The organism is Legionella sp. (genome assembly GCF_049790535.1).
Lineage (GTDB): Bacteria > Pseudomonadota > Gammaproteobacteria > Legionellales > Legionellaceae > Legionella.
Genome location: NZ_JBAQZB010000088.1, coordinates 1 through 7,902, shown reverse-complemented (window position 1 = coordinate 7,902; position 7,902 = coordinate 1). Strand labels below are relative to the sequence as shown.

The window sequence follows — 7,902 nt, the reverse complement described above, 5'->3', positions numbered from 1 at the left end:
TCCGATACCTGTGTAATTTTTAACACATTGGATCGCTTAGGAGAATTGGCAAAACTATCAGCTATTTTTAAAAGCTTTTTACTTAATCGTTTATCGCCAAAATTAACTATACCAAATTCACTCTCGGCCCATAATGAAAGGCGACCTCATGTTTTTATGGATGAGCTTAGTCTACTTACCAATAAATCGCAATTTACTATCAAGGCTGATGGTGCAAATCGATGGGGTGTATTACCTTTCAATATTATTCTTGCAGATAAAAATCCAACTCCTGTGGTTTACAGTTAGCGGATTTGATTGCTCGATCAATAGGAAGATACATGCTTGATCATAAACAAGAAAACCGTGCCTATTCAATTATTGAAAAAAAGATTTATTGCGATAAAAACGGTAAAAAAGAAGGTTGGCGTATTAAATATTTCCCCTAGAAAGCGGCCCCGATATTCACCGAGGCCTAGACGCTGACTGGGATTCCCCAATCCATTTAACTAAAGTCTATTCGATTTATTTAGAAAAGAAAAACACTAATTTGATAAAAATATTAGCAATGTTTGAGGCTAATAATAAGAATGAAATGTTACCACTATATAGAGAGGCATTGGAGCAATGGGCGAAGTTTGTTGAAGACTTAGGTGTACCCATTCAGAAAAGCGGTTAATAAGAATAATGGTATGCTGCTCAAATCATTAATAATTAATAATGGTTGGTAATGCTCTATCCTTGAAATGCAAATCGAAAGCGAATTATATGGGCGCCAAGCAATTATCAGCAAAATAATGCGATTAATCAGCAAGTAAATAATTCTCAAGAAATTGAAAATTTTCAAAACCAGAAAAAAGTTGCCAACGAACTGATATATAGGGCGCAGAAGTTTAATACCCATCCTTTAAAAAAAATTTCTAAAAGCTTTTTTATTACAGTATCGTCCTACTTACCGCGTTAAATATAGTCTTTTTTCTCGCGTAACATGGTGCTCATTTTATTTGCGAATGAGTATGAATAAAAAAGTTTCGAATTAAGCTTATTGACCGATTTAATACCCATTAGGGCATTTGTTAAAAAAATCTCATCAGCACACATTAAATCAGTTAACTGGATAGATTCCTCTATAATGGAAAAGTCCTGGCTAAATTCTTCAAGCAAAATAGCGCGTACAACTCCAGGTAATGCTCCATCGTCAATAGGTGGAGTTATAATTTGGTTATTTTTAACCATAAAGATGTTAGAAATAGAGCCATCTGCAATATGTGATGCGGTGTTCAGCAAAATAGCCTCATCATATCCTTGCTTCATGGCCTCTTGCTTTGCAAGAATATTATCTATATAGCTTATTGATTTCACTTTCGCTGCAATAGAATGTTCATTTTTTCTCGTATTCACTACAAGTGCAGAATAAGGTTTGTCATTTGGAGCTGCACATTCAAATGCTGTAATTACGAAATTAGGATTGGGCGCTCGAAGAGGAACAATTCCTCTCTCAGATTCCCCATGAGTGATAGTAACTCGAGCACCAGCTAATTTTTCTTGTAAATTATTATTAATGATCAATTTCTGCAGCATCCACTCCAATTCTTCTTGTGAAAAAGGTAGGCGGATTTCTAGAAGACAGGCACTTGCCACTAATCGTCTCCAATGATAGTCTAGCGCCGGATATATATTTTTTTTAATTAAGATTGTTTCAAAAAGCCCGTGCCCCAGAGTAAAGCCACGATCGGTATGGCTGATGTAAGACACATCAGCAGGAAGTATTTTTTTATTAAAAATGATTGTTGATATGGATCTCATGAATTGGTTAACCAAGTTTTTTTACAATATTAAAGGGTTAGTCGAAATTACTGCTACTCATACGCCTAGATATCATTTCATTATTGAAAAATTTGAAATGGTTCATTCGAGTGCTTTTATCAAAACCAAAATCAATTATACGCCAGTTGGCTGTTATAGGCCATTCAAGAATTTTGTTTCTGAGCTGAATGATGAGTTGATATGTAGAAAATTTAAACCCATGCAGTAGTATCTGTTAATCTGGCAATCTCTCGAACATGATAACGTTTGTCAGGATGGAGCAATAAAAGCCCAAGCACGCGTCGCCGATATTCAGAAAACAATATTGAAGTGTCTAACATAATTTCTAAATGAAGCCAAATAAGCTTCAATCATAGCTTAATAAGCTACATCATTCAATTGATAAAATAACTATTTAAGTAGCCTTCAGTGGAATATGCAATTTCCGTACAAATTTTAAAATCAACATGAAACTATTCTCAAAATATACAAATTATATCCAGTTTGGACTTAAAGAGAACTGATTTTAATAACTTGTCCCGTACAAAGATTAAATTCAGTTTAGATCAACGTTATTAATATTCCCATAAGATTATTTAAATATAATTAGCCGACATTTCTCGATAAATTCTTTGAGGGTTATATGAATACACGCGTTGAGATTAGTTATGTTGTTGAAACAGAAACTGCCATCAATATCAATCAACAAGAGCAAAACACAGAACCTCATGACATAAAAGTGGTTGATAAACATACATTTAAACAAAAATATCAAGCCTGGTTTAATGCGCCTATACAAGAAGCCACCAACATGTGGAATACCCTTTTAGGACATGCTCCTGAAACAGGCCAAAGTGGGGAGCACCCGCAAGTTCACTTTTTAACTGAAGAATCTTGTGAAATTATTTTTAAACATATTCATCAATTTGAACAAAGTGGCTTAGACTATCAAAATCTACCCACTGGCTTTTTCATGGTTAAAAGTCCCATTGAAGGCGGTGGCCGTGATGTGTTGCATTTCAGTGATTTTCTGGCATCTAATCATGATGTCAAAAACTCAATTGCTATTCAATTAACCGACAAAAACTCATGCAAAGCACCATTAAAACCACACTTACAGTTTGAAAGACCGAAACAAGATTGGTATTGCTTTCTCGTTGAAAAAGCCAATCAATCAAACCCTGCTTCATGTACGCAAGAGCAACTCGATGAAGCGTTTATTCATTTTGCAAACAAAGTTGAAGCGCTTGATTTAGCGTTTTACCAAACCGATTTTTCAACACTCACTGAACTTAATCCAATTGCGCTAATTGGCCGTTGGAATACTGTGATGTTCAATCGTCATTTAAAACCTGAAGATACCAAAGCGCAATGGCAGGTATTGGCCCAGTTACCACTTGAAAAAAGTTATGGTGCCATTCGAGGTATTACTGATTATATGCACAGTAAAAAGCCTTGTGGATTTTTAATCCCAGAAATGGCTCTTAATGAAACTCTAAGAAAAGGCTATGAAGGCTATCGTGATGTAGCAACCGATAAAAATATTCATGACAATCGTTCATTTTGGCGTTTTGTATCCTATATGCCAAAGCGTAATTCCATAGAATTTTATCGACATGCCATAGAAAACTTTCCTGATGGTATTGATTCATCAAGATTGTTAAGCATGCTTGCTGGAGCAACAACAGGCGAAAACCACCAGGCACAAAACAAAGAAAAAGAAACACAGGAATTTGATATTTGGGATAAAGTCTGTAAACAAATCGACACCATCGAAAGCTGCTCTACCATTATTAAATACTTTTTGACCATTAATGGCAATCACGGAGCTATAAAGAGTGATTTTCTACATCATTTAACCAGGCTAGATAAACAACCTAATATGCCATTTTTAGGCGCCATATCAAGTCATATCAGAAACTTTATTGAAAAGCTTGGGGTTACTGATCTTGGGCAGGGTATCGTTGGGATCTCACCGCTAACAAGCCTGGTAGAATTATCCGATAAGCTAAACCATTGTGTGTATCAGCATGGCAATTCCTTTTATCAGGGTTGTCAATTCTATTTAATTAATGGCATATGGAATACGATGTCGACAAAATCATATACTGAACTTGCTCATAGTGTTTCAGTTTCAAATGAGGTGCCTAAACAATTAGTGAATATGTTTATCCCACTCATCAGCACTTTTAGCATTCAAAAAGAAGAACAACTTGTACATCTTGCTAACACACTCAGAACAGATCCCGATCCTTTAAAACGTCATACACTCATTGAAAAATTATCTTTTTTCTCAAGTATTTTCAAAAATGTGAAAAAGCAGCTAAATTTTAATGATTTGTTACAAATCACAACCGAGATTAACCGAGATATTTATAAGATAGATGATACTTTGGATATGCTCTCATACTTCGAAGAACATTATTTAGCACATTTTGAAGAAGGTTTTTTTGCAAAAAAACGTCAATTGCTTGAAGATGCTAAAAATGGTTTAAACGAAAATCAATTAAGTATTTTAGAAAACTTTGATTTTGCTAACAAGGACCTTGAGCTACTGCTCCAAATTGAATCTGAATTAGTACGAAAACAACCTTTAATTGAAAACCATAAACTCTCACACATTAACTTGCAGTTCTCATATTTGTCCGAAATATTAGCACCTTCAGAATTCACAGAGTTTCTGCAACGCCTTACATCTGTCAAATCTGAAATTCCCAAAAATAACGATGATTTATTAACGTTTTTAGAACAAACTATTAAGAATAAGTCACTTACCGCTTTTAATGTTATCTTTTTGAGAAACAATCTTGAAAAGACTGATAATCAATCATTGTTTGCAAAAATCAAGAAATATATCGATTTAGAAAAGCATATCACCAGTCAAAATTGGAAGATAAACCCCATCTACCTCCAAGAAACCCTCGCTACATTGATTTTAAAGTTGCCTAAAGATAAGGTTGGCGCAGAGGGTATAGATAAGCAATTAACCGATACTATTGACAATATCAACTCAATCGCCTCCCTTCACCCACATGCTCAAAAGCAGACAATTCAATTGGTGAACAACCTTGTCAATAGTGAAGAAAACTATTTTGAGTCACTAAGCAATTTACTAAGTCGTTTAACCGAGCTTGCTAATCTATTGGCTCCGGGGATCGACAAGACTGGCCGCGATAACATGAGTGTTTTTTATGCTCTAATTTCGCACCATCAAGACAAGCCCCAAGCATTATTAGACTTTCTTGAAACAATAAGTGAGTTAGAAAGCTTTGAGCGACACTTTTTCATTTTCTTCATAACAAGGCTTTTAAATAGTGAGCAACCTACTGAAAATCTCAATAAGCTTGTTGAGCTTTGCCAAATTGATAAGAGCAAAATGTCATTGATGCAAACTCATTGCCAAACACCTCCTTATGCAACTATTAAAGAGCTATATAGTTGGCTGGAAAGCGATAAATTTGTTGAAAAACATGAAGCATTTAGCTTATTACCTTTTGGTCATCGCAATGAAAGTCATATGTTTAACCCAAAACACTATATTAAACAAAGCAAGCTTTTCAAAGGTGTTGAACACGGTATTTTTACACCACAAAAAGGCGTACTCTTTGACCGCCTGCTTCAGGAAAATCGGTTAAAGAGCATGGCTGAATTAACTAAAACCATATCAGACTTAAAGGCTAAACCATCATTTAATAATGAGGACATTCCTCAATTACTTACAACAGTCATTGAAGTTTTAGCCAGAACAGCTCATCAACAGGATGATGCCAGCCCAAGTGGTAAAAGCTCTCAGGAATTAAACACCACTCAAGTTATGACCGCTTTTGCCATGTTACAAAAAGGCCAGCATCACGACCGAATTATCAATCAGATTGATACGGGCGAGGGCAAATCACGCTTAATGATGGTTATGAGTGCATGCAAGGCTATACAAGGAAAAACCGTTGATTTTATGACCAGTAACATGACCCTGGCTGAAAGAGATTACTTCACCTATCAAGAGTTTTTTGATGCGTTGAATATTCCAACTGGGCTTATTGGGTTGAATACACCACCACAGCTTTACCGAAAAGCTGGTGTCAACTTCACCGACAACTCAAATTTGATTCTTTTGAGAAATAAAAGTGATATTGATTTAACTCCTTATGATTATCGAGATGAAAACCCTGCTAATCAATGCTTGATGCTGGATGAAGAGGACAAGTTTGTTCACGATAGAAGCAGCCACGCCTTTAACTATGCAGCTAAGTCCAAAAAACTGTCTGGATTCATCTGGGTATATCCTCTCTTAGTTCATTTTATGAAAGAGCAAATCGCCAAAAATGAGCTTTTAACCGAAGATGAGCGGGCAGATGCTTTCTTAAAGTACGTACCGCTTCATGATAATGACCAACTGCATCAAGCAAGCCTGGCTAATTTAAAAGATAAAAAACCAGAGCAGTTAAAAGTATGGCTTAAATCCGCATACACCGCTTTGAAACTGACCAAAGATGTAGATTATGCCGTCACATCTGCCGATGAAGACAAGCTTGTACCTGTTCGAAATGTGGAAGGACTAACATGCTATACCAGACAAGTCTTGGTACTGGACAATGGTCGTCCATTAGAAGGCAGTAACTTCTCAGATGGAGTACATCAATGCTTATGTGCTATTGAAAACCAAAAAGCTGGCAAAGAAGCATTTGTAATTTTACCTGAAAATGAAACGCAACGAACCATCTACACCCATCCATTTCTTGATAACTATCAACAAGCATATGGCGTAAGTGGCTCAACGCGCGCTGATGCGCCTATGGCCAATCCAAAAATCAATCAAGGTAATTGGCAGTATATGATAACCCCGCGAGAAAAGCCTTTGCGTCGTGATGAAAAAAGGGTTCTGGCTGCTAAAGACGCACAACAACAATTGTCTTTTATCAAAGATGAAATTGCAGAGGCTTGTCGAAGCAACAGACCATATTTATTGATTTGTCGAGATGACAAACAAAGCCAGACAATCAATAAAGCTCTTCAACAAGATGTCAAACTCCAAAAGCTTATTAAAAATTGGCAATACATTCACAGCTTGAGCACCAGCGATGAAGAAAAACAAGCCGTTAAATACGGTGGCAAACCAGGTTATGTTACCATTTCTAGTGTAGGTATGTTTGCACGTGGTGTTGATATTCGGGCAGAAAACTTACGAGTTTGTGCGGCATATGTTCCGACTTTTGAAGACGAGATACAAATTAAGGGTCGTACTGGTCGTTTTGGTAAGCCAGGTGACTATCGAATGCTCATTAATTTAAACGATGAAGAAACACCTATTAATGGCAACACTTATAATATTGAGGCTAATGTTTATAAAGTACAAAATAAAATGGCTTTGGAAGCATCAATTGAAAAAAACACATCATCAATGTATGCCGATTTTCTTGAGCAAGTACACCAAGCATTCATCAAGCATTTTGATGATACACCAATTAGTGAAAAAGGTGATATGTTGCAAAAATGGCAAGTTTTTTTAGACACTATACAAAAAGACTGGGAACTCAATCGCAAGGATATTCGAAAAGCCCTGAAAGAACAAGATCTGGAACAGTTCGAAGAAAAATTTGGCGCATTCACAAAGAAATGGTGTCATCAAATGTGTGAAGAGCTCATCCCAAGTGCTGCGATTTCCATTAATCCAACATCTGCGAAAAATTGCTTCAATAGTTTGCACGCTCACCGTGGTTTTTTTGCTGAACAACAAAAGAAAAGCAAACAAATCAAGACCAAGTGGTCTTATGATAAGGCCGATGATGGTCAAGCCACCATTTATCAAATACCATTTGCCGAAACCATTGCAACGCTTACAGGAGAACGCCCACTGTTTGCCAACACACATGCATGGCTTGACGGTCGAGGTGTTTTATTCCCGAACTTAAGGGCAACATTAAATGGCGACAGACCACTATTTGCAGACTTAAGAGCGTTTATCTGTCTCCTAATCAAGTTAATTGTTGATTGCTTTAAGAGCAATGACAATCATGAGGAGCCAATACCCGAGGCGTCTTTAGTACATACTACTTGAATAGATACATCTCGATAGTGTCGCTAGCTCATGATAGATTTCAGCAATCCATGGCTGAAATC

Annotated in this window: 3 protein-coding genes; 1 reads left to right on the top strand and 2 read right to left on the bottom strand. The window is 36.4% G+C overall.

All coding sequences use genetic code 11. From position 1 onward, the window contains the following. Positions 1-110 (bottom strand): transposase DNA-binding-containing protein (locus tag WA877_RS05130; RefSeq protein WP_425169862.1); only part of this gene is annotated, 110 nt, incomplete at its 3' end. A gap of 829 nt (positions 111-939) precedes the next feature. Beyond that, positions 940-1,785 carry an aminotransferase class IV gene (locus WA877_RS05125; protein WP_425169861.1) on the bottom strand — a complete coding sequence of 282 codons (846 nt, stop codon included), beginning with the start codon at positions 1,783-1,785 and terminating at the stop codon, positions 940-942. 973 nt (positions 1,786-2,758) lie between these two features. Between WA877_RS05125 and WA877_RS05120 the strand changes: the two genes are divergently transcribed. Further along, positions 2,759-7,840: a hypothetical protein gene (locus WA877_RS05120; RefSeq protein WP_425169860.1), complete on the top strand. Its 5,082-nt coding sequence runs from the start codon at positions 2,759-2,761 to the stop codon at positions 7,838-7,840. The last annotated feature ends 62 nt before the right edge of the window (positions 7,841-7,902 follow it).

Excerpts from the sequence above, each read along its gene's own strand:
- WA877_RS05125 (WP_425169861.1), bottom strand. The coding sequence starts at position 1,785 with ATGAGATCCATATCAACAATCATTTTTAATAAAAAAATACTTCCTGCT.
- WA877_RS05120 (WP_425169860.1), top strand. The coding sequence starts at position 2,759 with ATGGTTAAAAGTCCCATTGAAGGCGGTGGCCGTGATGTGTTGCATTTC.